General features: G+C 31.3%; 24 protein-coding genes and 1 tRNA gene. 18 read left to right on the plus strand and 7 right to left on the minus strand.

The window, feature by feature from the left end; translation table 11 throughout:
- Window positions 1-40 precede the first annotated feature (40 nt).
- From IFB02_RS00125 to IFB02_RS00170, 10 genes are all read left to right on the plus strand, one after another.
- Window positions 41-496 (plus strand): hypothetical protein, encoded by a 456-nt coding sequence (locus IFB02_RS00125; RefSeq protein ID WP_223878853.1) that lies wholly within the window; start codon window positions 41-43, stop codon window positions 494-496.
- Complete coding sequence (locus tag IFB02_RS00130) at window positions 489-767, plus strand: TIGR03643 family protein (protein WP_106688997.1); 279 nt, start codon at window positions 489-491, stop codon at window positions 765-767. Before IFB02_RS00125 ends, IFB02_RS00130 begins: the two co-directional genes overlap by 8 nt.
- A gap of 53 nt (window positions 768-820) precedes the next feature.
- On the plus strand, window positions 821-1,516 hold the full coding sequence (gene folE / locus IFB02_RS00135) for a GTP cyclohydrolase I FolE (protein ID WP_106688998.1): 696 nt from the start codon (window positions 821-823) through the stop codon (window positions 1,514-1,516).
- Window positions 1,517-1,519: 3 nt separating this feature from the next.
- A complete protein-coding gene (locus IFB02_RS00140) occupies window positions 1,520-1,741 on the plus strand; it encodes a hypothetical protein (protein ID WP_106688999.1) in 222 nt (73 codons plus the stop codon).
- 1 nt (window position 1,742) lies between these two features.
- On the plus strand, window positions 1,743-2,429 hold the full coding sequence (locus tag IFB02_RS00145) for an SDR family NAD(P)-dependent oxidoreductase (RefSeq protein ID WP_106689000.1): 687 nt from the start codon (window positions 1,743-1,745) through the stop codon (window positions 2,427-2,429).
- Window positions 2,430-2,432: 3 nt separating this feature from the next.
- Window positions 2,433-2,969, plus strand: coding sequence for a glutathione peroxidase (locus IFB02_RS00150; protein WP_370214443.1), 537 nt, complete (start codon window positions 2,433-2,435; stop codon window positions 2,967-2,969).
- Window positions 2,970-3,137: a Lacal_2735 family protein gene (locus tag IFB02_RS00155; RefSeq protein WP_106689001.1), complete on the plus strand. Its 168-nt coding sequence runs from the start codon at window positions 2,970-2,972 to the stop codon at window positions 3,135-3,137.
- Window positions 3,134-3,595 carry a TspO/MBR family protein gene (locus IFB02_RS00160; protein WP_106689002.1) on the plus strand — a complete coding sequence of 154 codons (462 nt, stop codon included), beginning with the start codon at window positions 3,134-3,136 and terminating at the stop codon, window positions 3,593-3,595. Before IFB02_RS00155 ends, IFB02_RS00160 begins: the two co-directional genes overlap by 4 nt.
- Before the next feature lie 30 nt (window positions 3,596-3,625).
- Window positions 3,626-4,087, plus strand: coding sequence for an SRPBCC family protein (locus tag IFB02_RS00165; RefSeq protein WP_106689003.1), 462 nt, complete (start codon window positions 3,626-3,628; stop codon window positions 4,085-4,087).
- 80 nt (window positions 4,088-4,167) lie between these two features.
- A complete protein-coding gene (locus IFB02_RS00170) occupies window positions 4,168-5,472 on the plus strand; it encodes a cryptochrome/photolyase family protein (RefSeq protein WP_106689004.1) in 1,305 nt (434 codons plus the stop codon).
- 72 nt (window positions 5,473-5,544) lie between these two features.
- Here the strand turns inward: IFB02_RS00170 and murA are convergent, their stop codons facing one another.
- The 3 genes from murA to IFB02_RS00185 form a co-directional block, all read right to left on the minus strand.
- Complete coding sequence (murA, locus tag IFB02_RS00175; RefSeq protein ID WP_191072882.1) at window positions 5,545-6,861, minus strand: UDP-N-acetylglucosamine 1-carboxyvinyltransferase; 1,317 nt, start codon at window positions 6,859-6,861, stop codon at window positions 5,545-5,547.
- Between the two features lie 8 nt (window positions 6,862-6,869).
- Window positions 6,870-7,511: a DUF4290 domain-containing protein gene (locus tag IFB02_RS00180; protein WP_106689006.1), complete on the minus strand. Its 642-nt coding sequence runs from the start codon at window positions 7,509-7,511 to the stop codon at window positions 6,870-6,872.
- A gap of 72 nt (window positions 7,512-7,583) precedes the next feature.
- A complete protein-coding gene (locus tag IFB02_RS00185; protein ID WP_191072883.1) occupies window positions 7,584-7,877 on the minus strand; it encodes a DUF493 family protein in 294 nt (97 codons plus the stop codon).
- An 89-nt stretch (window positions 7,878-7,966) separates the two neighbouring features.
- Here IFB02_RS00185 and IFB02_RS00190 point away from each other — a divergent pair, with 89 nt between their 5' ends.
- The 5 genes from IFB02_RS00190 to IFB02_RS00210 all read left to right on the plus strand — a co-directional run bounded on the left by IFB02_RS00190 (window position 7,967) and on the right by IFB02_RS00210 (window position 12,515).
- Window positions 7,967-8,509 (plus strand): AAA family ATPase, encoded by a 543-nt coding sequence (locus IFB02_RS00190; RefSeq protein WP_191072884.1) that lies wholly within the window; start codon window positions 7,967-7,969, stop codon window positions 8,507-8,509.
- On the plus strand, window positions 8,509-10,413 hold the full coding sequence (locus IFB02_RS00195) for a RecQ family ATP-dependent DNA helicase (RefSeq protein WP_191072885.1): 1,905 nt from the start codon (window positions 8,509-8,511) through the stop codon (window positions 10,411-10,413). The genes IFB02_RS00190 and IFB02_RS00195 overlap by 1 nt, the downstream gene beginning before the upstream one ends.
- 1 nt (window position 10,414) lies before the next feature.
- Window positions 10,415-11,362, plus strand: coding sequence for a methionyl-tRNA formyltransferase (fmt, locus tag IFB02_RS00200; RefSeq protein WP_191072886.1), 948 nt, complete (start codon window positions 10,415-10,417; stop codon window positions 11,360-11,362).
- A 195-nt stretch (window positions 11,363-11,557) separates the two neighbouring features.
- Window positions 11,558-11,830: an HU family DNA-binding protein gene (locus IFB02_RS00205; RefSeq protein ID WP_027878698.1), complete on the plus strand. Its 273-nt coding sequence runs from the start codon at window positions 11,558-11,560 to the stop codon at window positions 11,828-11,830.
- Window positions 11,831-11,954: 124 nt separating this feature from the next.
- Window positions 11,955-12,515, plus strand: coding sequence for a YqgE/AlgH family protein (locus IFB02_RS00210; protein WP_106689011.1), 561 nt, complete (start codon window positions 11,955-11,957; stop codon window positions 12,513-12,515).
- Here the strand turns inward: IFB02_RS00210 and IFB02_RS00215 are convergent.
- Both IFB02_RS00215 and IFB02_RS00220 read right to left on the minus strand, forming a co-directional pair.
- Window positions 12,512-13,354 carry an aminotransferase class IV gene (locus IFB02_RS00215; protein WP_191072887.1) on the minus strand — a complete coding sequence of 281 codons (843 nt, stop codon included), beginning with the start codon at window positions 13,352-13,354 and terminating at the stop codon, window positions 12,512-12,514. The two genes, IFB02_RS00210 and IFB02_RS00215, sit on opposite strands and share 4 nt — an antisense overlap.
- 50 nt (window positions 13,355-13,404) lie before the next feature.
- Window positions 13,405-13,791 (minus strand): START-like domain-containing protein, encoded by a 387-nt coding sequence (locus tag IFB02_RS00220; protein ID WP_106689013.1) that lies wholly within the window; start codon window positions 13,789-13,791, stop codon window positions 13,405-13,407.
- Between the two features lie 138 nt (window positions 13,792-13,929).
- On the opposite strand from IFB02_RS00220, the gene IFB02_RS00225 reads away from it, so the two are divergent.
- The 3 genes from IFB02_RS00225 (at window position 13,930) to IFB02_RS00235 (ending at window position 22,394) form a co-directional block, all read left to right on the plus strand.
- Window positions 13,930-14,003: transfer RNA gene (locus IFB02_RS00225), tRNA-Met, on the plus strand.
- A 168-nt stretch (window positions 14,004-14,171) separates the two neighbouring features.
- Complete coding sequence (locus IFB02_RS00230; RefSeq protein ID WP_191072888.1) at window positions 14,172-16,823, plus strand: M14 family zinc carboxypeptidase; 2,652 nt, start codon at window positions 14,172-14,174, stop codon at window positions 16,821-16,823.
- 210 nt (window positions 16,824-17,033) lie between these two features.
- Window positions 17,034-22,394 (plus strand): LamG-like jellyroll fold domain-containing protein, encoded by a 5,361-nt coding sequence (locus IFB02_RS00235; protein ID WP_106689015.1) that lies wholly within the window; start codon window positions 17,034-17,036, stop codon window positions 22,392-22,394.
- 60 nt (window positions 22,395-22,454) lie between these two features.
- Here IFB02_RS00235 and IFB02_RS00240 read toward each other — a convergent pair whose 3' ends face one another.
- Window positions 22,455-24,773, minus strand: a complete 2,319-nt coding sequence (locus tag IFB02_RS00240) for a T9SS type B sorting domain-containing protein (protein ID WP_106689016.1) — start codon at window positions 24,771-24,773, stop codon at window positions 22,455-22,457.
- A 30-nt stretch (window positions 24,774-24,803) separates the two neighbouring features.
- Window positions 24,804-26,171, minus strand: a complete 1,368-nt coding sequence (gene hisS, locus IFB02_RS00245) for a histidine--tRNA ligase (RefSeq protein WP_106689017.1) — start codon at window positions 26,169-26,171, stop codon at window positions 24,804-24,806.
- Window positions 26,172-26,224 lie beyond the last annotated feature (53 nt).

The following is a 26,224-nucleotide window of genomic DNA, read 5'->3' on the forward strand; positions in this document are numbered from 1 at the left end:
TGTTTAACTTTTTTTAATAAAGATTAAACATTTTGTATATTTGGTAAAAGAACTTATCAAATTGCTTTACAACACAACATACAAAGACAACAAAATTATACAACAAATAAATGACCTTGTTGGCAAACCTTTTAATCTTTGGGAAGCATTTAAATTAAAAGGTGTTGGTTCTAAACGTATGATTATAGATGAAGTTAGCCCAAACTTACAGGCTATTGTAAACCGCATTAGTGATGTTAATTATGGTAGTTTAGAATTAAGACCAAAAGGTGTTTTAATACATATAGGCAAAGGTTTACAGCGATTTACATGGGTAATACCTTACTATAAACTTGTTATATATAAAATTAACGGAGCAAGCATACATGCAGATGGTAAGTTTGTTCATTTTAGACCTAACAAAACCTATAAGGAGAACAAAGTGTTTTTCAAAAAATTATTGGACCAAAAAATAAATTTTGATGCACAATTTTCAACAATACCATATAATGAATAAGAATTTGACGATAAGGGAAATTGATAGAATAATAGAAATGGCTTGGGAAGATCGCACTACCTTTGATGCTATCGCTTTTCAATTTGGTTTAAAAGAGCAAGAAGTTATCAATCTGATGCGTAGAGAGATGAAACCAAGTAGCTTTAGACTTTGGCGAAAACGCGTTCAAGGAAGAGCTACTAAGCACCAAAAACTTAGATCTTTTGAATCTGGAAGATTTAAATGCTCTAGACAAAAACAAATTACACATAATAAAATATCTAAAAGATAGATATAACCTGCTTTGTTTCAATACAAATTGAAAACAGCAATTAAAAAGATGCTATGAAAAAAGAAAAATTAAAAATGACTACAAATGGTCACAATCTTAACGGTTTTACTGTCGAAGATATTGGAGACGATCACCTATTTACAAGTTTAGAAACTCCGATGAAAAAAGACGCTTTTAAAATTTCTGATGAAGAAAAAAAAGAGCGAATCTCTATCCTTTTTGAAGAAATAATGGACGTTCTAGGTCTAGATCTTACAGACGATTCACTTCAAGGCACGCCAAAACGTGTTGCTAAAATGTATGTTGACGAGATATTCTCTGGATTAAATCCTGCTAACAAACCAAAAATTGCATTGTTTGATAATAAATATCAATACAATCAAATGTTAGTAGAAAAAGACATTACGTTTTACTCTAACTGCGAGCACCATTTTGTACCTATTATAGGTAAAGCTCATGTAGCTTACATCTCTTCAGGTAAAGTAATTGGACTTTCTAAATTAAACAGAATTGTTCAATATTATGCCAAAAGACCTCAAGTACAAGAGCGTTTAACCAACCAAATTGGCGAAGACTTAAAACAAATTTTAAATACCGAAGACGTTGCAGTTATCATAGATGCAAAACACCTTTGCGTGTCTTCTAGAGGCGTAAAAGATGATACTTCTGCTACTGTTACGACCTTTTACAGTGGACAATTTAATAATCCCCAAAAAATTACCGAATTGCAAAACTATTTAAAACAATAAGCTATGAGTACAATAGAAAAAGCATTAGAATTTGAACAAACAAGTTTACGATCTCTATCTACAAGTGACCGCGTAAAAATTTCAAGACAAGCCAAAACTTTAATTTTAGAATTAAATCAGATTTATAAAAAGAAAAAAGACGAGAAAATAATGGATATTATGAAACGCCTTACCGCCATGAAGCGTAAAGTAGAAAAACGATTACCAACAAAAATTTCAATTTAAAATGAAACATTTAGTCATTGTTGGAGGCAGTAAAGGCATAGGAAAAGCAATTGCTTTACAGTTTTTAGAAACACACAAAGTGACAAACATTAGCAGGAATGAGCCTGATTTTACTCATCAATACCTAACACATCATTCCTGCGATGTTTTAAACGAAGATTTACCAGATTTAGAACAGCCTATAGATTATTTAATATATTGTCCTGGTAGCATTAACCTAAAGCCTGTTGGACGTTTAAAATTAGACGATTTTAGAGCAGATTTTGAAATTAACGTTATTGGTGCTGTAAAAACAATTCAAAAGTATTTAGATAACATCAAAAAAGGCACTAATCCTTCAATTGTATTATTTAGTACTGTGGCTACAGATTTAGGAATGCCTTTTCATGCAAGTGTAGCAGCTTCAAAAAGTGCTGTAGAAGGACTTGTAAAATCTATTGGTGCAGAACTTGCGCCAACTGTAAGAGTTAATGCTGTAGCGCCAACTGTGACTAATACAGATTTAGCGTCAAAACTATTGCGTAATGAAAAACAAGAAGAAAACATGCGCGATCGTCATCCATTAAAAAAATATTTACAACCAGAAGAAGTTGCTAATATGGCTTCATTCTTATGTTCGGATAAATCATTATCAGTCTCTGGTCAAGTGTTTAAATTAGATTGTGGTATTGTTAGTTTTAAATTATAATCAATGAACGTATTAAAAGCATTCTTAATCACTTTTTGCGCAATGTCTACAAAACCTGAAATAAATATGACTTCCATTTACGACATAAAAATCAATAGCTTACAAGGTCAACCCATAGATTTAAATGCATTTAAAGGAAAACATATTCTTTTTGTAAATGTGGCTTCAAAATGCGGATTTACGCCTCAATACAAAGAGTTACAAAAACTACATGAGCAATATGGCGATAAGGTTGCCATTATTGGTGTACCATGCAACCAATTTGGAGGACAAGAACCAGGAACAAGTAATGAAATATTGGAATTTTGTGAAGTTAATTACGGCGTATCATTTTTAATTACAGAAAAAATAGATGTAAAAGGCTCTAACAAACATCCATTATACGAGTGGCTAACAGAAAAGTCTAAAAACGGAACAAAAGATTCTAAGGTGAAATGGAATTTTCAGAAATATTTAGTAGATCCGGAAGGACATTTAGTCGATTATTATTTTTCAGTGACTTCACCTAACAACAACAAAATTTTAAAACACTTTAGATAAATGTTTGGACTATTTAAATCGAAATCTGAAATAGAAAAACTTCAACTGAAGTACGAAAAACTGATGAAAGAATGGCATAGATTATCTACCATTAACAGATCCAAAAGTGATCAAATTTATGCCGAAGCTCAAGAAGTGATGAATAAAATAGAAGCATTAAAACAATGAGTCTTTTAAAAAAAATAGTCTTTTTTCTGTTTATTAACTTTGGAAGTTTAGGTCTTGGCAGTTGGTTAATGAATAATGGACCAAGATCAGACTGGTATAACAACTTAAATCAAGCTCCATGGACGCCAGCAGGTTGGGTTTTTGGTGTAGCTTGGTCGTTTATTATGATATGTTTTTCGGTTTATATGGCTTATTTATTTAGTCAATTAACGTCTGAAAAAGTAAAAATAGCCTTTAGCATTCAAGTGTTTTTAAACATTATTTGGAATTTCATTTTCTTCAACCAACATTTAATTTTACTTGGATTAATTACTATAATACTTCTAACCATTGTTGTGTTTTATATCTTCTTCAGCTTTAGAAAAATAATGAAAACCAAAAGTTTACTACTCTTACCATATATGATTTGGCTGTTAATCGCAACGTCTTTAAACGCCTACATTCTTTTTAACAATTAAAAGATTTCGCTTTCGCGGAAAACAATACATATGAAAATTTACAGATTACATCAAAAACAAAATTTACCAATCACAAAACAAGAAGCTTGGGATTTTTTGTCAGATCCAAAAAACTTAAAAGTCATCACTCCAGATTATATGGGATTTCATATACTTTCTGGAGCAGATAGACCAATGTTTGCCGGTCAAATCATTCAATATATTGTCACACCAGTTTTAGGAATTAAAACAAAATGGGTAACGGAAATTACTCATGTTATTGATGGCGAATATTTTGTAGACGAACAACGTTTTGGTCCATATTCACTGTGGCATCACAAGCATTTTATTAAAGAAATTGATGGCGGCGTAGAAATGGAAGACATTATCGATTATAAAGTCCCAATGGGCTTTTTAGGACAATTAGTCCATCCTGTTTTAGTTAAACCAAAACTGAAAGAAATCTTTGATTATCGTACCAAAAAACTAGAAGAACTATTTGGTAAATTTTAATCAGATAGACAAAAAACATTAACTTTAAATACTTACAACTCTAGACACTTAAAACTTTTAAATACTTCAACAACTAATAAATGAAACAACCTTTAAATATATTCTGGTTTAGACGCGACCTTAGATTAGACGATAACGTAGGCTTTTACAATGCTTTAAAAGCAGATAAACCTGTGTTACCTATCTTTATTTTTGATAAAGAAATTTTAAACGAATTACCAGAAGATGACGCAAGAGTGACTTTCATTTTTAATACATTGCAAAGCATGCGTAAAACGCTTCAAGATGAACGTGACAGTAGCATTGCTATGTTTTATAGTTCGCCAAAAGACGTCTTTAAACAGTTAGTAGAAGATTATGAAATAGATACCGTTTATACCAATCACGATTATGAGCCTTACGCCAAAACTCGTGATAACGAAATTGAAAACTTTTTAGCAGAAAAAGATATCAATTTTAAAACCTTTAAAGACCAAGTTATCTTTGAAAAAGACGAAGTTGTTAAGCAAGATGGCGATCCATACGTGGTTTACACACCATACATGCGTACTTGGAAAGAAAAGTTTAAAAACCACGACCTCAACATCTATTACACTAACGAATATTTAGACAATTTGGTAAAAAATACAAGATTGCCAAATGTAACGCTTTCTGACATGGGATTTAAAACGTCTTCACAAAAAATTGCAGATTACAAAGTAACACCAACGTTAATCCAAGAATACGAAGACAAACGAAATTTCCCTGCCAAAGACGCGACTTCAAAACTTGGTCCGCATTTACGATTTGGTACCGTTAGCGTACGTAAAATGGTGAAAAAAGCAATTGCAGAAAAAAACGAAATCTTTTGGCAAGAGCTAATTTGGCGCGAGTTTTTTATGCAAATTTTATGGCATTACCCAAAAACACAAACCAATGCGTTTAAGTCTAAATACGACAATATTAAATGGCGAAATAACAAAGAAGAATTTGAAGCTTGGAAATCTGGAAACACTGGTTATCCTTTGGTAGACGCTGGCATGCGAGAGCTTAACGAAACTGGTTTTATGCACAATCGTGTACGCATGTTAGTTGGTAGTTTTTTATGCAAACATTTATTAATAGATTGGCGTTGGGGCGAAGCTTATTTTGCCGAAAAATTACACGATTACGAAATGGCAAGCAACGTTGGTAACTGGCAATGGGTTGCAGGATCTGGTGTAGATGCAGCACCATACTTTAGAATTTTTAATCCAACCACACAAATTGATAAGTTTGATAAAGAACACAAATACATTAAAAAATGGGTTCCAGAATATCAAAAGTTAACTTATACTAAACCAATTGTAGACCATAAAGCTGCAAGAGAACGCTGCTTAAAGGTTTACAAAGAAGCAGTATCTTAAAAAAAAGTATTTAATAAAAAAGCATCTAATTTAAATTTAGATGCTTTTTATTTTTTCAGGAATCAATTAAAATTAATTGCCTTCTAAACGTTCAATTTTTGCTCCAATAGCTTTAAGACGTTCTACTATTTTTTGATAACCTCTATCGATTTGCTCTATATTATGAATTGTACTTGTCCCTTTTGCAGAAAGTGCAGCAATTAACAAACTAATTCCTGCTCTAATATCTGGAGACACCATGGTTGTTGCTTTTAAGGTTGATTTAAAATCATGACCAATTACCGTAGCACGATGCGGATCACAAAGTATAATTTTTGCGCCCATATCTATTAATTTATCCACGAAGAATAAACGACTTTCAAACATTTTTTGGTGTACTAGTACTTCTCCTCTAGCCTGTGTTGCTACAACCAAAACAATACTTAATAAATCTGGAGTAAAACCAGGCCAAGGTGCATCTGCTATGGTTAGAATAGAACCATCTATGTAGTTTTGTATTTCGTAACCATCTGTATGTGCTGGAATATGTATATCATCACCTTGTTTTTCAACAGTAATTCCTAGTTTTCTAAAGACGTTTGGTATTTGTCCCAAATCATCCCAACTTACATTTTTAATTGTAAGTTCAGACTTTGTCATTGCTGCCAAACCAATCCAACTACCAATTTCGATCATATCTGGTAACATGGTATGCTCTGTTCCGCCAAGACTATCAACACCTTCAATAGTTAATAAATTAGAACCAACGCCAGAGATTTTTGCGCCCATTCTGTTAAGCATTTTGCATAATTGCTGTAAATAAGGCTCGCAAGCTGCGTTGTATATTGTTGTAGTTCCTTGTGCTAATACAGCAGCCATCACAATGTTTGCTGTACCAGTTACAGATGCTTCGTCTAAAAGCATATCGGTTCCTACTAATTTATCTGCTTCTACACCGTAAAAATAATCTTCACGGTTGTATCTAAATTTAGCGCCAAGATTTATAAATCCTTCAAAATGGGTATCTAAACGACGACGACCAATTTTATCGCCACCTGGTTTTGGGATATATCCTTTACCAAAACGTGCTAATAATGGTCCAACAATCATTATTGAACCACGTAAACCACGACCTTCTTCTTTAAATGCTGCAGATTCTAAATAATTTAAATCTACTTGATCGGCTTGAAAACTGTAAGTGCCTTCAGAAAGTTTTTCTACTTTAACACCTAAATTTCCTAATAACGTAATTAGTTTGTTTACGTCAATTATATCTGGAATGTTATTTATGGTGACTTTTTCTGGAGTTAAAAGTACTGCGCATAAAATTTGTAATGCTTCGTTTTTTGCTCCTTGAGGCTGAATGCTTCCTTTTAATTGGTGTCCACCTTCAATTTTAAATGTTCCCATAAATGTGTTTAGTATCTTTTTCGGTTACGGTTATTCTTTTTGTGTCCTTTTTTGTTGTTGGAATATTTTTTTCCGCTAGAAGCTTTCATAAGACTGTTGGCGTCTGTTAAATCTTCTTCAGAGTTTTTGATATTAATTTTTCCGTTAGATAATTCAAATAAATGATCAAAAATTACTTGATCTTCTACTGTGTCTTTATTCCAATTTAAGAAGCATTTTTTCATGTGATTAGCAATTGTATAAACTAATGCTTCTTTCATTTCTCCTTCTTCCCAAGTGTTTGCAACATCTATCATTGTTTTGATGTTATTACCATAAAAACGGTACTTAGGAAAATTTTGAGGATATCTTAATGGTACAGGTCGACCTGACAATTCTTCTTTAGATGGTTTGTCAAATGGTGAATCTGCATCTAATTCAAAATTAGACATGATAAAAAGTTGATCCCAAAGTTTATGCTGAAAATCTGGAACATCACGCAAATGCGGTTGCAAATTACCCATTACAGCTATAATTGCTTTGGCTAATTTATTGCGTTCTTCTTTTGTTTCTCTTGATTTTGCGTAGTTAATCATTTTTTGAATATGTCTACCATATTCTGGAATAATTAAATGTTCACGCTCTGTGTTATACTCTAAATTATCTATCAAAATTAAAAAGGAATAGTATTTTAAATCTTATGCATTGAAGTTTCTAATGCAACCGCAAAATACAAAAAAAAACTAAAGACTAATCACTCCTTCAATTTTTTCTCCGACCTCTTTATATTTTTCTATAACGTGGTCTGGATTTTTCATTTTTACACTAATAGATACACTAGTGTATTTACCGTTACTAGACTCTTTAGTATTAATTACTGCTCCCATATTATCAAAAATAACTTCAACATGTTCTATCTTAGTTTTTTCTGTCTGAACAATAAATTTATATAAATACTCTGTTGGCCACAATGCTGTATCTTGCAATTGGCTTTTTAACTTTGCGTAAAATTCGTCTTTATTTGGTGTATTATTCATAGTATAAATATAAGTCGCAAATATACCATTTTGTTTACATTTTTTTTTAAAGAATTTAATTCCGATTTTTACACCTAAATACTTTTACATTGATTACAAAAAAAATAGTCATTACTGGTGGACCAGGAACTGGTAAATCTTCTATTATTAACGAGCTTAAAAAACGTGGTTATGCTTGTTATGAAGAAATCTCGAGACAAGTCATTTTAGATGCTAGAAAAGATGGCATTGAACAACTTTTTTTAACTAAACCTTTATTATTTAGCGAATTACTTTTAAAAGGTAGAGAACAACAATATGTTAATGCTGCTAATAGTGATAATGAATTTGTGTTTTTAGATAGAGGTATTCCAGATGTTGTGGCTTACATGGATTATGCTAGCGAAGAGTATCCGGAAAACTTTATCACTTCTTGCCAAAATAACACGTACGATTATGTTTTTATTCTTGCTCCTTGGCAAGAAATTTTTAGAAGTGATAACGAACGTTATGAAAATTTTGAACAAGCAAAAAAAATTCATCATAGCTTATTAGATACTTATAAAAAATACGACTATCACTTACAAGATGTTCCTTTTGGAAGCATTGAAGAAAGAGCCAATCATATACTAAATGTTGTAAAAGCTTTGTAATGCAACATCCAATAAACATATTAGAGCGTTATTGGAAATTTTCATCGTTTAGACCTTTACAAGAAGATATAATAAACGCTGTTTTAAATGGCGAAGATACATTTGCTTTATTACCAACTGGTGGCGGAAAAAGTATTTGTTTTCAAGTTCCTGCTTTAGCTAAAGATGGTATTTGCATAGTAATTTCGCCTTTAGTTGCTTTAATGAAAGATCAAGTTAGAGCCTTACAAAACAAAGGTATTAAAGCACTTGCTTTAACTAGTGGAATTAATACCAAAGATCTAGATACTATTTTAGACAACTGTATTTATGGCAACTACAAGTTTTTATACTTATCACCAGAACGATTACAACAAGAGCTTGTACAAGATAGAATTAGGCAAATGAATGTTAATCTTATTGCTGTAGATGAAGCACATTGCATAAGCCAATGGGGAAACGATTTTAGACCAGCCTATAAAAACATAAATATATTAAGGCAGTTACAACCTACTGTTAATGTTATTGCATTAACAGCAAGCGCAACACCAAAAGTAAAAGAGGATATTGTTAAGGAGTTAGACTTTATTAGTCCTAAAATTTTCGAGCAGTCTTTTTACAGACCTAATATTGCATATATGGTTTTTGAAGAAGAAGACAAGCACTTTAGATTAAAGGCTATTTTAAATAAAAATAAACAATCTTCTATAATATATGTAAGAAATAGAAAAGCAACTATAGAGATTTGTCAGTTTTTAGAACAAGAAAACATTAGTTGCACCTATTATCATGGTGGATTAAATAACACAGAAAAAGATTTACATCTAACCCAATGGATTAATAATCAAAAACAAGTAATGGTTGCAACCAATGCATTTGGTATGGGAATTGATAAACCAGATGTAAAAACCGTTATTCACTTAAATCTGCCGGATAGCATAGAAAATTATTTTCAAGAAGCTGGTCGTGCAGGGAGAGATAGCAATAAAGCCTATGCAGTAATATTAAAAAATAAAAATGATAAAGCTATTCTTGAAAAGCAATTTATTTCAATTTTACCAACAGTAGATGTTGTTAAAACCATTTACAGGAAGTTGAGTAACTATTTTCAAATTTCTTATGGAGAAGGCAGTTTTCAAACATTTCAATTTAACTTTAATCATTTTTGTTCTGTATATAAATTTAATGCTTTAGTTGCTTATAATGCATTGCAAATATTAGATAGAACAAGTATAATTACGCTTACTAAACAATTTAATAATCAAACAGAAGTTCAATTTATATTACCAAATCAAGCGTTATTTAATTATTTAGAAAAACATAAAACCTTAGCAATTGTTGTTAAGTCTATTTTAAGGACTTATGGTGGTATTTTTGATCATGTAACAAAAATAAATACATCTATTATAGCTAATAAAGCCAATGTTAGCCTACAACAGATATATGCTATATTAAATCAATTAGAACAAGATCATGTAATAACCCTAAATGTTATAAAAACAGATGCGCAAATCACGTTTATAGAACCAAGAGAAGATGATAAAACTATAAACAGAATTTCTAAAACAATTAAACAACAACATTTACTAAAAGTAAATCAAGTTAAAGCTGTCCTTAATTATGTAGACAATAATAACGTTTGTAAAAGCAAACAACTGTTAGATTATTTTGGAGAAAAAAATCTTAAAGATTGTGGAATATGTTCTGTATGCATAAAGTCCAAAAACAAAACAACTACCTTAGATCAAAAACAGTTAAAAACCCAAATTATTTCACTATTAGAACATAGTGCAAAAGGAAGCCGAGAATTATTCGAATTAATTAAAACAGACGAAAACTCTATTAACAATTGCCTAAAAGAGCTTTTAGAACAAGAAATAATCACTATAACAAATACCAACACATATAAATTAAAACATTTATAAAATGAAAGACTTAAAAATCGTATTTATGGGTACACCAGATTTTGCTGTTGCAACCCTAAAACAAATAATAGAAAACAAATTTAATGTAGTTGGCGTTATTACTGCTCCAGATAAACCTGCGGGAAGAGGAAGAAAACTTAATGAAAGTGCAGTAAAAAAATATGCAAAAGAACAAGGATTACATATATTACAACCAACTAACTTAAAAGATCAATCGTTTTTAGAAGAACTTAAATCCCTAAATGCCAACTTACAAATAATAGTTGCATTTAGAATGCTACCTAAAGTAGTATGGGATATGCCTAAATACGGTACATTTAATCTACATGCGTCTTTATTACCAAACTATCGTGGAGCAGCACCAATAAATTGGGCTATAATTAATGGTGAAACTACAACAGGTGTATCTACGTTTTTTATAGATGAAAAAATAGACACAGGAGAAATGATTTTACAAAAAGAAGTAGAAATTAATCCTAAAGAAAACGCAGGAAGTTTACATGACAAATTAATGCTTATTGGTAGCGACCTTGTAATAGATACCATAAAACTTATACAAGAAGGACAAGTAAAAACAATACCTCAACCAGAAGATGCTACAATTAAAACAGCTTATAAATTAAATAGAGATAACTGTAAAATAGATTGGAACAAAAACATCGATCAAATTTACAATCAAATTAGAGGATTAAGTCCATATCCAGCAGCTTGGTCTATTTTAGAAAACGGAGATCAAAAATTAGACGTTAAAATCTATCAAACAGAAAAAGAAATTGAAAATCATAATTTAACAATTGGAAGCATTATTTTTGACAAATCCTCAATTAAAGTAGCTGTAAATAAAGGATTTATAAATATAATTGAAATTAAGCTACCAGGTAAACGATTAATGGATGTAAAATCTTTATTAAATGGATTTACATTAGAAGAAAATGCAAAAATGCTGTAAAGCCTTATTATTATTGATTTTACACTAAATCACAAAAAAACAAGCTTCTTTATTAACAAAACACGCAACTTATTAACAAATATGGGTATTTCCCTTGCTATTACTTGCATAGTAGCATAATCCGTATAAATTTGTAGAGGATTTAACAAAAAATATGTTTAATCAACCTATTTATTAATAATTAAAATTAAAATTATGAACAAAACAGATTTAATCGACGCTATGGCGGAACACGCAGGTATTACTAAAGCAGCAGCTAAAAAAGCTTTAGAGTGTGCATTAATCGAAATTGAAGGAGCTTTACAAAAAGGAAATAGAGTTTCTTTAGTTGGTTTTGGATCTTGGTCAGTTACTAGAAGAGCTGCAAGAGAAGGAAGAAACCCTCAAACTGGTAAGACTATCAAAATCAAAGCTAAAAACGTTGTAAAGTTTAAAGCAGGTTCTGATTTAGCAAATGCTGTAAACTAGTCATTTGTTTAAAATAAACACAAAAAAGCCTTCTTTTTAAGAAGGCTTTTTTAGTATAAAACCTTTATAATATTGTTTTTTATTTAAAATAATATTACATTTATTAAAACAATCCTTTTAAAATATGACTACAACAAAACCAAAAAAGGGTGATTTATTAATTGCAGAACCATCAATTATAGGCGATATTTCGTTTAACCGTTCTATTGTTTTACTAACAGATCACAACAAAGAAGGATCTATTGGTTTTATTTTAAACAAGCCCTTAAATTATACCATTAGCGATCTTATTCCAGAATTAGACGCTTCTTTTAAAGTCTATAATGGCGGACCTGTAGAACAGGACAACCTATATTTTATCCATAAGAGACCAGACTTAATACCTAATAGTGTAGAAATATCTTTAGGCATATTTTGGGGAGGAGATTTTAATGTAGTTGCAGATTTGATAGCTAATAAAGAAATTGATCAAAACGATATTAAATTTTTCTTAGGATATTCTGGTTGGGAAACAAACCAATTAGAAGAAGAATTAAAATCTAATGCATGGGTTGTAACCAAAAACACCTACGAAAAAGATATAATCGAAAAAGATTATGAAACTTTTTGGAAAGAAAAAATGTTAGAATTAGGTGGCGATTATTCTATTTGGTCAAATGCACCAGAAAATCCTAGTTACAACTAACCTAGTCTAACTTTTACGTTTAACTTTTGTAACAACTGTTTAGAGACGTCTTTAGTAAATAGTTTTTTACGGTATTTAGTTACTGGCTGTATACCTGTAATAACGTTTGTAATAAACATCTCGTCTGCTTTTTGAATTTCAAAAGGTGAAATAGACTCCTCAACTATGGTAAAGTTATCCATAAGCTTTATTATTTCAATTAATTGTTTTCTTAAGACACCTTTTAAACAACCATCTTCAATTGGTGGAGTTTTTATAGTTTGACCTTTAACTAAAAAAACATTACCATTTAAAGCCTCTACAACACTTTTATTAGTATTTAGTAATAAACAGTTATTTAATTTATTTTCTTTAGCATAAATACTTCCTATTACGTTTAAAGCTTTATTGTTAGTCTTTAATGTCGAAAGTAAACCTGGAGCAACATAAAAATCTTTAAATAGATCTACTTCATAATCATCATTATCTAATAAATAAAAATCTTCATCCAATTGTTTAGTAGAAATAATATATTCTACATCGTTAGATTCTGGATTATACAATCCACCTTCTACTCTATTTACTTGTAACTTTATTCTAGAAGAAGATTTTGATAATTGATTAGCTTCTAAGGTTTTTAATATTTGATCTTGTAAAAACTCTAAGGTAAAATTCATAGGAATTTCCATACGCATAATTCTCATCGAAGCCATTAATCTAAAATAATGATCTTCAAAAAACAACAATTTTCCATGAACAGATTTAATCGTTTCAAAAACTACATCACCGTAAGCATAACCGCGATTATTATTGTTTATTACTGTGTTATTTTCTTGTATGTTTCCGTTAAAATTAATCATAAAAAAATCCCAAATTTCTTTGGGACAAATATACTTTAAATCTTAGTAAATTAAGCAGATCCTAAGACTTGTTTTAAATCTGAAATTTGATTAGTCCATAACATTTTAGCTTCTTCAACTTCATCTTCTTCAGCAAAGTCAGTAATCATTAAAGACACATCTTTGGTAATTTCGTCTACTTGTATTCTAATTTCAAAATAAAAAGGTTCATCCTCATCGTCTAACCATCTAAACTTAACACGTTCTCCAGATTTTTTTGTTAAAAGTTTTGCTTGTTCTTCTGCTCCGTCCCAAATAAATTTAAATAATTCTCCTCTAGAATTCACATTATCAGCAAACCATTCTGACAATCCAGAAGGCGTAGAAATGTACTGATAAATAAGCGATGGTGATGCATGAATAGGAAATTCTAACTCATACTTTATTTTTTCTTCCATGTATTTTTTCTTGAAATTTATTATTGCCCAATATATACATTAATTAACAAGTTTAGAAATCATTTTAAAAAATATTTAATTTTATAAATAATGTTTGCAAGCATAAATAATGTTTTTATATTTGCACCTCGAAAATATGGCGAGGTAGCTCAGTTGGTTAGAGCGTTGGATTCATAACCCAGAGGTCACGAGTTCAAATCTCGTCCTCGCTACTAAAAAGACTCACAAAATTGTGAGTCTTTTTTTTGCTTCCAATGTTAATTTTAAGTTAAATAATTACTTTTAATCCGATTTTTATGCATTTCATGGATTTTTTTGATGGTTTTTATATATATTAGCACCAACACAAGCTAATTATTATCCCAAAAAAACTAACCAAAATGAAAAAATCTACACTTGTCTTTTTAGTGCAATTATTCTTAATTTCAATTGCTTACGGACAAAAAGGATTAAAAACCAATCTAGAAAAAGCTACTCATTATTTAAACTTAAAAGATGAAGTTTGCTTTAATTTTACAGCAAATACCGAACAACAAGTAATCGAACTCTCTAAAGTGCTTTCTTACGGTCACAAAACCATAGATAGATCTAATCTAACTGTAGAAGCATATGCAAATAAAACTACATTTAACACCTTCTTGTCCTACAATTTACCTTTTACAGTAAACAAAGAAGATAATGAGCTGTCTTTTAATCCTCACGAAGCTGGATTATCAACTCAAGCAAGATCTAGTAATATTATGGCTGCTTGGGATACAACTTGGGACGCATACCCAAGATATTCAGAATACACAGCAAAAATGCAATATTTTGCAAATACATATCCTAATTTGTGTACTTTACAAAGTATTGGAACAACAGTATCTGGTAGAGAATTATGGGTATTAAAAATTTCTGATAATGTAAACACAAACGAAGAAGAGCCAGAATTTTTCTACACATCTACTATGCATGGTGATGAGTTAGCTGGATTTCCTTTAATGATAAGACTTATTGATTACCTTTTAAATAATTACGGAACAGATCCAGAAGTAACAAATCTTGTAGATAATTTGGAAATTTACATTAATCCAAATGCTAATCCTGACGGATCTTATAGACTAGGAGATACAGACGCTATAACAAGTCCAAGAAGAGCTAATGATAACAATCAAGATTTAAACCGAAATTATCCTGATAATGTTGCAGGATTACATTACGATGGAATTTATGAAGATGAAACTTTAGCTTTTATAAACTTTGCAAAATCTAAAAATTTTGTGCTTTCGGCAAATTTTCATGGCGGAACAGAACTTGTAAATTACCCATACGACAATGCTTATGTTAGCGAATACACTCATGCAGATGGTGACTATTACGAATATATAAGTGTAGAATATGCAACAAACGCGCAAAACAATAGTCCTTCTGGCTATATGGTAGATGATGAAGATTCTAATGTATATCCAAGTCCTGGTGTAACTCACGGTGCAGAATGGTACCGCGTTTATGGTGGTAGACAAGATTTTATGAATTATTATCATCAAGATAAAGAAGTAACCATAGAATTATCTGATGTAAAATGGGTTTCTGGTGCAAATCTTCCTGCTTTATGGAATTACAATAGACAAGCTTTATTAGACTTTATGAAACAAGCTACTTATGGTTTACAAGGCACTATCACAGACCAATCTGGAAATCCAATAAGAGCAAAAATTGAAATTGCTGGACATGATAGACTTAACACTTTCAGGTTATCTAATGCTGATTTAGGTGATTACCAAAAATTATTAAAAGCTGGAAATTATAATGTTACGTATAGCGCTCCAGGTTACATTGCTCAAACCATTCCGGTTACAATTTCAGATAATAATAAAACCATTCAAAATGTAGTATTAACAGCAACTACTGCAAATCCAACAGGAAATAATCAATCAATCTGTGATTCTGGCTCTGTTACTCTTACAGTAAATGGAAGTGGCACATTAAATTGGTACGAAACAGAAAACTCTTCCGCACCAATTGCAACAGGTAACTCTTATACAACTCCTGTTTTAAGTACAACAACAAGTTATTACGTAGAAGATGTAATTAGCAAATCCAACGTTGGTAACTTAGATTATAATTCTAACGGAGCTAACCATACCACTTCTGGAAGATATTTAATTTTTAATTGTACCGAATCTGTTTTACTTGAACAAGTTACTGTTAACGCTGCTAATGCAGGAGAAATTGAAATTGAATTACAAGATGAAACAACTAAAGTTCTAAATTCTGCTATAGTTTTTGTTAACGCTGGTTTAAATACAGTAGACTTAAATTTTGAAATTCCAGTAGCTAATAATTTACGTTTAGTTGGAAAAAACTTTAGTACAGGAGGATTATACAGAAACAATGCAAATGTAAATTTTCCTTATACAAACGGAAGCATATCTATTATAGATAGTAATGCAGGAACAAGTTATTATTATTTTTTCTATGATTGGAAAATTGGAAATATTAAAAGTGCTAGAGCACAAATTGATGCAATTGTTAATCCTTCTCCTATTGCAAATTTTACTTCAGATATAAATAATCTTAATAACGGTGAAGTAACATTTAATAACACATCCAATAATGCGACTAGTTATTTATGGGATTTTGGAGATGGTAATTCAAGTACAGATCAAAATCCTGTTCACACTTACATGACATCTGGAGAATATACAGTTACGTTAACTAGCACTAACCCAAATTGTGGTAATAATCAAAAATCTGAAACCATAAATGTAACAATATCTACATTAGGACTAGCAGATGTTGATGTATTAGATTTTAAAATATACCCTAATCCATTTAAATCTTCAATTACAATTCAATCAGAAACATCAAATACATTAAATATTAAATTATTTGATATAAATGGAAGACTATTAATTTCTAAAGAAAAAATTACTCCTATTAATAATAAAATAGAATTAAATTATTTAGAAAATCTACAAAACGGTACTTATTTTATGAGTATTGAAGACTTAATAAGCAAAACCAAATCTATCAAAAAACTAATCAAATAATTGATTTATAAACAAGTAAGAAAACGCTCAATAAAATTTTAAAATAAATTGAATAATTAATCATTTATCTGATTTATTAAACACTTTATCGAAAATTTTAATATTTTTCACTCTAAAATTGCATTTCATCGAATATTTTTGCGTTTTGTCATACTTTTTTATAGGTTTAGTTGATATTAATATTAGTCCCAAACCTTAATCAGCCCGCTTATGAAAACTTTTACCCTTCAAAGTTCAATAAAGCAAAAAATTAAAAACATTTCTCCCTTAGTTTTATTGCTATTCATGTCTTTATTTTCTTTTGCGCAAACATCTATTGTAGATGTTTCTGTTAACTGGCCAAATTGGTCTTCAGAAAATAGAGTTGAAATCTACGATCCTTCTAATACATTAATTGCAACCATAGATAACGGTTACTCTGGATGTTGTAACGATGCGTATTCCACAACATCATCTTTAGGTTGTTTACCAGACGGTAATAACTATTATATAATAATGTACGACACTTATAATGATGGTTGGAATGGTGCAGCCAATGTTACAATCACATCTGGAGGAACAACAGTATTAACTAATTCTGGTGCAAGTGCAAGTCCTACAGGTACAACATTATACTTTAATGTAAGTGGTGGTTGTGCTAGTTCATGTAGTGCAATAGTTAGTACTTTTCCTTACAACGAAACTTTTGAGACCGGAATTGGACAATGGTCACAAAGTGCAACAGATAATTTTGATTGGACAAGAAACCAAAACGGAACACCTTCTAATAATACAGGACCTAATAACGCTAATGGAGGAAATTGGTATTTATACACAGAAGCAACAAGTAATTTCAATAACACAGGAGATTTAATTAGTCCCTGTTTTGATTTAACAGCTGCTTCTTCTGCTAACTTTTCATTTTATTATCATATGTATGGTAATAATATGGGTACATTAAATGTTGATCTAAGTACAAATAACGGTACTACTTACCCTGTTAATTTATTTACTAGAACAGGACAACAACATACAGGTAGCAATACTGCTTGGACGCAAGCTAATATAGATCTATCACCATATATTGGACAAACTATAACGATAAGAATATCTGGTACAACAGGCGGAAACTTTAGAAGCGATATGGCTATAGATGACATATCTTTAACTGCAGTTACAACTCCGTTACCAGAAATTGCTGTTGAAGGTAATGGTACGGATATTTTAAATGGAGATAACTCTCCTTCTTTAGCAGATGATACAGATTATGGAAGTGTTAATGTAGCTGGCGGATCTTCTACACACACTTTTACAATAAGAAATACTGGATTATTAGATTTAAATTTAACTGATGCTGCTCCTTATGTTGTAATTTCGGGACCGCATGCTTCAGATTTTACACTAACAGCTACACCAACCAACGTAATTACATCTGGAAACAATACGTCTTTCGATATAACTTTTGACCCTTCTGCAAATGGCTTAAGAACAGCTATCGTTAGTATTGCTAACAATGATTCTAACGAAAACCCTTTCACTTTTTACATTCAAGGTCATGGTGCAACTCCGCTTGCAGAAGGTCCTGGTGGCGTTACTGTAGATTTAGAATTATGGCTTAAAGCTAATGACGGTGCAGGTTCTTCTAACGGACAAGCACTAACAACATGGTACGATCAAGCAAACACTAATCATGCAAGTGTACCAACAGCTGGTCAAGAACCAACTTATTGGGATCATCCAGATTATAATGTAAATTTTAATCCTGTTGTAGATTTTGATAATGATTACACAAATGCGCCTGTAGACTACACATATGCTGATACATCTAGAAATATTATGGCTGGAGCTGCTGGTTACTTTTCAGATGACATGTATGTAGTTGTTATACCAGATATTAGTGTAACCTCTTCTACTCCAAGTATGGATATATTTTGTGCAGATTCAGACACATCTACTCAAGCAACAGACGGTACAGGAATTGGACTAGGAAGATATTCGATTAGATACACAGACGAAGTATTGTCTTACGCACATGGTACTACTCCATCTGGATCAACTCCTGTTAACAATAGAGGTTATGGTGTAGCTCAAGTAAACACTACAATTAATTACGATAATGTTGGAATTATTAACGCTAGACACAACAACAATGCATCTCCTACTGCTTACGAGCTATATTACAATAATAATGATGTAGTAAATACAGAAGTTGGTGTTCCTCAATTTGGCACTGTAGATAATGCAAATTACTGGCTTGGTCGTAGTGAAGGTTACAAAGGTAGTTTAGACGGAAGAATAGTTGAAGTTATCACCTATTCTTCAAGAAATGACGAATCACCTCAAAGAAATAGAATCGAAACCTACTTAGCTATAAAATACGGTATTACACTTGGTGTAAATGGTATTTCTCAAGATTATGTAGCGTCAGACGGAAATGTAATTTGGGATGTATCTGCAAATTCAGGATATAACTATGATATTGCTGGCATTGGTAGAGATGATGATTCAGACTTATACCAAAAACAATCAAAAAGTGTTAACAATGGTTCTATTGTAGCATTTTCGCTAACTAATACTGAACTTACTAACAATCTAAACACTCAAACATTTAACACTTCTAACGAGTTTTTAGTTTGGGGAAATAATGGATTAGACACAAATGCATCTTCTACTTCAATTGTAGTAAGCTTAGGTCCTGCAACTGTAACTACAGTAACAGATGTAATGAACAGAATTTGGAAAATTGTTGAAACTGCAGGAGATGACGTAGGTACTGTAGAACTTTCTGTTCTTGAAAGTGATCTTGCTGGTTTACCACCATTAACTGGTAATGATGCATACGTAATGCTTGTAGCAGATGATCCTGCTTTTACAACTAATCTAACAACTGTATTTTTAGACCCTTCAACCTTTAACGGGTTACCTACCAGAGAAGGAACTCACGACTTTGACGGTACAAAATACTTTACCATTGGAATAGCACACGAGGAAGTTGAAGATAGACATTTAGGTTTTGACGGAACAGATAACTATACAAATATTGGTGATAAAGTAGATTTAGCTGGTAGCTTTACTGCTTCAGCATGGGTTAAACCTGAAGGCGCAAACGATCTTGGAACAGACAAAACTATTCTAGCTAAAAACAATGGTACAGTTGGTTATAAATTATTTTTAACCAATACTAATAACGTAGCATTTTCAGTAGGAACAAATGCAACAGATAGAATTGATTCTAACACACAATTACCAGATAATATTTGGCATCATATAGCAGTAACTTATGATGGTACAACTGCAAACTTATATATAGATGGTGTATTAGACACTACTAAAGTAATTACATCGTCTACTCCAAATGGCTCATCACTAGCAATTGGTGCTGTTTACATAGACAAATCTAATATCATAGACTTTTTTAAAGGTGATATAGATGAAATTAGAATATGGGATTCAGCTTTAACTATAGATCAAATCAGATATGTGATGAATCAAGAATTAGTTGAAAATGCTAACATGGTTAATGGTGATGTTTTACCAAACACAGTTACTAAAGACGAAATAGCAATAGTGAATTGGACAAATCTGTTAGCATATTACAACATGAATTCTTACATAGGAACTCATTTAAATGATGTTTCTGGGAACGGAAACAGAGGAAGCTTAACAGAACCTTCAGAATTTAGTTTAGAGATACAATCTGCTCCATTACCTTACACAACTACAGCAAACGGAAACTGGGTAAACAATACAACTTGGGCTAACGGTAACGAACAATATATACCTGGATCAGCTTCTATTGTAGACCCAAATATTACAATTGATTGGAATATTGTTGAAACGTCTCATGATATAAGCATGGATAATTCTTCATTACCAGTTACCAACAATTTAAATCGTACAGTTTTAGGATTAAATGTAATCGCTAATGAATTACAATTAAACGGAAACACAGCGACTTTTGATGGCAATGGACTAACCGTTACACATTATCTAAAAATTGACGGAAAAATTGATTTAGAAGGCGAATCTCAACTAATCCAAACAACCGATAGTGATTTAGATCCAACAAGCTCAGGAATACTAGAACGCGATCAACAAGGTACTCAAGATTTATATACGTATAATTATTGGGCATCTCCTGTAGGAATATCTAACAACACTACGAATAACAATAATTACACATTACCAGATATTTTTATGGATGGCTCAAACCCTGCTACTCCAACTGCTATTAACTTTATTACCAATAGTTATGACGGTACAAATGGCTCTCCTATTGGAATCGCAGATTATTGGATATGGAAATACGCTAATCAATCAGGAGCTTACTCAGATTGGCAACACATTCGTAGTACAGGATCTTTATCTCCTGGAGAAGGTTACACCATGAAAGGTGTAGCAAACACAAGTGGTAATGTATCTTTAGAACAAAATTATGTTTATCAAGGTAAACCAAATAATGGCGATATTACTCTACCTATTACTATAGATAACGAATATTTAGTAGGAAATCCTTATGCGTCTTCTATAGATGCTCATCAGTTCATAATGGATAATGCTCCAACAATAGAAGCTCCAGGTGCAACAACAGGAACATTATATTACTGGGAACATTGGGGCGGAGGATCACATGTATTAGCTGAATACCAAGGAGGATACGCAACTTATAATTTATCTGGAGCTACTCCTGCTGCAACCTACGGAACAAACGATCCTTTAGTTGGTACTGGCGGAACTCCATCTAAATTACCTGGAAGATTTATCCCTGTAGGTCAAGGATTTTTTGTAAAAAGTGAGGCTTCTGGTGTAATTAGGTTTAATAATGCTCAGCGTGTATTTGAAAAAGAAGGTTCTAGTTCTTCTATTTTTGTAAGAAATTCAAGCACTAATAATAATTCGGTTTACAACGTAGACGATAGACTTAAAATAAGATTAGGTATAAATACTGTAAATGGTATTCACAGACAATTACTTGTTACTCAAGATCCAAATGCAACTTCAGGTCATGATTGGGGATATGATGGTGAAACCACTGAAAATCAAATGGATGATATGTACTGGATGATTGAAAACAAAAAATTTATCATTCAAGGTACAGATGTGATTAACGAAAATACTATACTTCCAATTGGATTACATGTAGATAGTACAGGAGATAACACGTTTACAATAGACGCTTTAGAGAATGTAACAGATAATTTAAATATTTACATTTTAGATAACACAACAAATCTTTATCATGATATTAGAGCTAATAATTTTACTATAAACCTTCCTTCGGGAGAATATTTAAGTAGATTTAGCCTTGTATTTAGCACATCTTCTACTTTAGGAATTGATGACATCCAACAAATTGAAGATGTAAACATATATTATGATAACAATTTAGATAAGATCGTAATAAACAACCCTAAATTAAAAGAATTAACCTCTATCAATATGTTAACCATTTTAGGTCAAAAAATAATTGATCAAGAATTAAAAACTAAAGATTACATTGCTATTAATCCTGGTAATTTAAGTAGTGGTGCTTATATTATCAATATTAAAACCACAAATGGTGAGATAAGCAAAAAAGTATTAATTGAATAAACTTTCCCTCACCTAACTAAACTAAAAAAGCCAAAACAGTATTGTTTTGGCTTTTTATTGTCAACGCTTTAGAGCAAAATGACCTCTATACATATTTCCGTTTAAAAGTGTTAAAACAAACCAATAATCATCAGAATTCATTTTAAATCCATTAAATGTACCATCCCAAAAATTATCTTGAGAATTTAGTTGTTTTATTAATACCCCATATCTATCAAAAATATCAATTGTGTAATCACTTTCGGTTTCAAGACTTTTTATAAGCCAATTATCATTAAAACCATCTCCATTTGGAGTGAAAAACCTTGGGTAGTAAAGCAAAAAAACATCTTTAGTTACGGTTCCACAATTATATTTATCTTTAACATAAACCGTTAAATCCCCATGTTTTACATTAGAAAAAAGATTACTTTCTTGATAGTTTATTCCATCAATAGAATATAAATAATCTCCTAACCCTTCTACTTCTATCGATATAGTATTATCATTATTGGTCCAATCACTTATCTCAACACTATTAATTTGTGCAACTTGTGAAATTATAACGTTAAAAAATTTTGTTTCTGTACAGATTAAATTACCATATATATTAGAAACCTCTACCCAGTATTCACCAGTAGCTTCCAAGGTTATAGAATTTGACACTTCTCCAGTTGACCACAAATAACTATCAAAATTATTAGATAAAGAAATTGTAACATTTTGCCCTTCACACAAATACCAATTTTCGTACAACTCAAATTCAGGACTATTCTCATACTTTATTTGAAATTGAGTAATAGAATTACATTTTGAATTATTTAAATTAAACAATCTAGCATAAATTGTTGTTTCACTTTGCTCAGTTTGAAATGGTGACAAAATAGCATTTAAACCATCCTCTGCATCCTGATAACTTAAATGATAGGTTATATCAAATTCTAAATTTGATTGATTTCCTAAAATAAGTTGGTTTTGAGAAGTGAGATCTAAAGGATCTCCTAAAACATTTGAACATAAAATAATATCTGTTGGAATGTTTGCTTCTGGAAGATCATGTACTGTTACCTCTTTTGTTTGCGTAATTATATCTGTACCATCTACTATAGTAAGTTCTACTTGATAAGTACCAGAAGCGCTATACAAATGATCTAAAGATTGTTGAGTTGAAATTGTTCCATCTCCTAAATCCCATAAAACAGAATCAAAATTTTGGCTTCCGTTGATAGAAAATGCTGTACTATCACCCAAACAACTATCTGCCACTTCTATATAAGAATAAAAAAATGACTGAATAAAAGGAGGCAAACCAGCTTTAGATATACCACCTTCAAGAAAAACTCCGTTATATTCATAATCCACTTGATTACCCGGAGAATTAGGATTATTGATCACACCTAAATACTCATTATTAAAATGAGCAACATATATTTTTTTATCTGGACCTAGTTGTAATGCACTATGAGGCAAGTCTCCAAATGACATCCCATTTGTAGCAATATCGTATCTAGAATTTAAAATATCATTATAATTAAAACTGGACACATCAAATTGAATTATTCCATCTTGAGATTCTGAAACATATAAATATTTACTATTAGAAGAAAACTCTACTCCATAAATATAACTTAATGATAAACCTTGATTAAAATCTGTTATTTGAATATTATTACTTAGCTTTCCTGTTGTCGTGTTAAACTCAAACAACTCTAAAACTTCAGATGAATATACTACAGCTATTTTTGTTCCATCAGGAGAAATTTTCATTGCACCTATATTGTCATATACATCTATTGGTGAGTGACCTAATTCTGTTACCACTGGAATCATGATTATTCCACTGTTTGTAACTAGGTAACTTACAAATTTATTTGAATTCCCTTCATGAGTAACAACCCAAATATCATTACCATTACTATGTTTTATAGCAGAAATTTTTTCAGAAGTTGGTGTATACAACAGCACATTTTTTTGTGCAACTACTACATCTCCTAATCCAGAATCTAGTGACATATCTACCAAACTATACCTCAACCCATTAGGTCCAGCTATTTCTGCTAAAGAAAAGACATAATATAAGTTGTTATCACCAGGATGAGGAACAATAATTCCTGATTGAGTGCTAGAACTAGCTCCAAGCAAACCAGAACCATTAGGCATTAAATTATGGTTTTTATTCCACACATCTATGCCGTCTGTATAAAACAATAGATTTCCAGTACTATCCGAAATTGTAGAACATCCTTCGGGAGTATTTAATGCTCCATCTGTAAGAGCGACTGGGTTACCGGAACTAAAATTAAGACCAGCATTTTGACCAAAATACCAATTATTTGCTTGATTTTGACCAAATATTACTAGTGTAAATAATAAATTTAGTGAAAAAAGCAGATTTTTCATTTAAATAGCAAAAGTCTAAAGATAAGGCTTTTAACTAAATATATCTGTAAGTTGATTTAAATTAACACTTTCCTGTTCTCCTGTTGACATATTTTTTAAAGCAAAAGTGTTGTTTTCCACTTCTTTTTCTCCAACTATTACTACGAAAGGAATATTTCTTTTGTTGGCATAATTCATTTGCTTTTTCATTTTAGCATTATCAGGATACAATTCAGCATTTACACCTTTATCTCTAAGAATGTTAATAGCTTTTAATGCATATAGCGCTTCTGTTTCACCAAAATTGATAAATAAAACTTCGGTTGATTTTGTAATTGTTTCTGGAAATAAATCTAGCTCTTCTATCACTAAATAAATACGATCTAGCCCAAAACTAATACCTACACCACTTACATCCTTCATCCCGAAGATTCCTGTTAGGTCATCGTATCTACCGCCACCACCAACAGAGCCCATTGCTACCTTTGGTGCTGCAACTTCAAAAATTGCTCCAGTATAGTAATTTAATCCTCGAGCTAAAGTAACATCTAATTGTAGTATTGCCGATTTTAAACCAAGCTCAGAAATTGCTGTATTTATAAATTGAAGCTCTTCTATTCCTTTTTTTCCTTCTTCAGAAGTACTTAAAATTGACGTTAAACTTTCTACTTGAGTTCCAAAATCTCCCGATAACGAAAATAAAGGTTGAAGTTTTGCTATACCTTCTGGACTAATACCTTTGCATAGCATTTCTTCTTTTACCTTCTCCTCACCTATTTTATCAAGTTTATCTAATGCGACCGTAAAATCTATTAATTTATCGCTCGCACCAATAACTTCTGCAATACCTGATAAAATTTTACGATTGTTAATTTTTATTGTAGCGCCTACTAATTTTAAAGCTGTAAAAACTTCGTCGTAAAGTTGCACTAGTTCTACCTCTTGCCACAAACTATTACTACCAACTACATCTGCATCACACTGATAAAACTCTCTAAAACGTCCTTTTTGTGGTCTATCTGCACGCCAAACCGGTTGCATTTGATAACGTTTAAAAGGAAATTCTATCTCGTTTTGGTGCTGTACCACGTATCTTGCAAATGGTACGGTTAAATCATAACGAAGGGCTTTTTCTGAAATACTTGACGTTAATTTATTAGAGTCTTTTTCGTCGTAAGCCTTTTGATCTGCTTTTTTAAGATAATCACCACTATTTAATATTTTAAAAATCAAACGGTCACCTTCATCACCATATTTACCCATTAAAGTGTCTGAATTTTCAAAACTTGGTGTTTCTATTGGCATAAATCCAAAACGCTCAAATTTTGACTTTATCGTGTTAAAAATATAGTTTCGTTTTGCGACTTCTTCTGGATTAAAATCTCTGGTTCCTTTTGGTATGCTTGGTTTTTGTGCCATATTAACTTTCTGCTCTAGCAGAAATTTATTTTAATGATTATTTCTAATATACC

It is taken from the genome of Mesoflavibacter profundi (assembly GCF_014764305.1).
Classification (GTDB): domain Bacteria; phylum Bacteroidota; class Bacteroidia; order Flavobacteriales; family Flavobacteriaceae; genus Mesoflavibacter; species Mesoflavibacter profundi.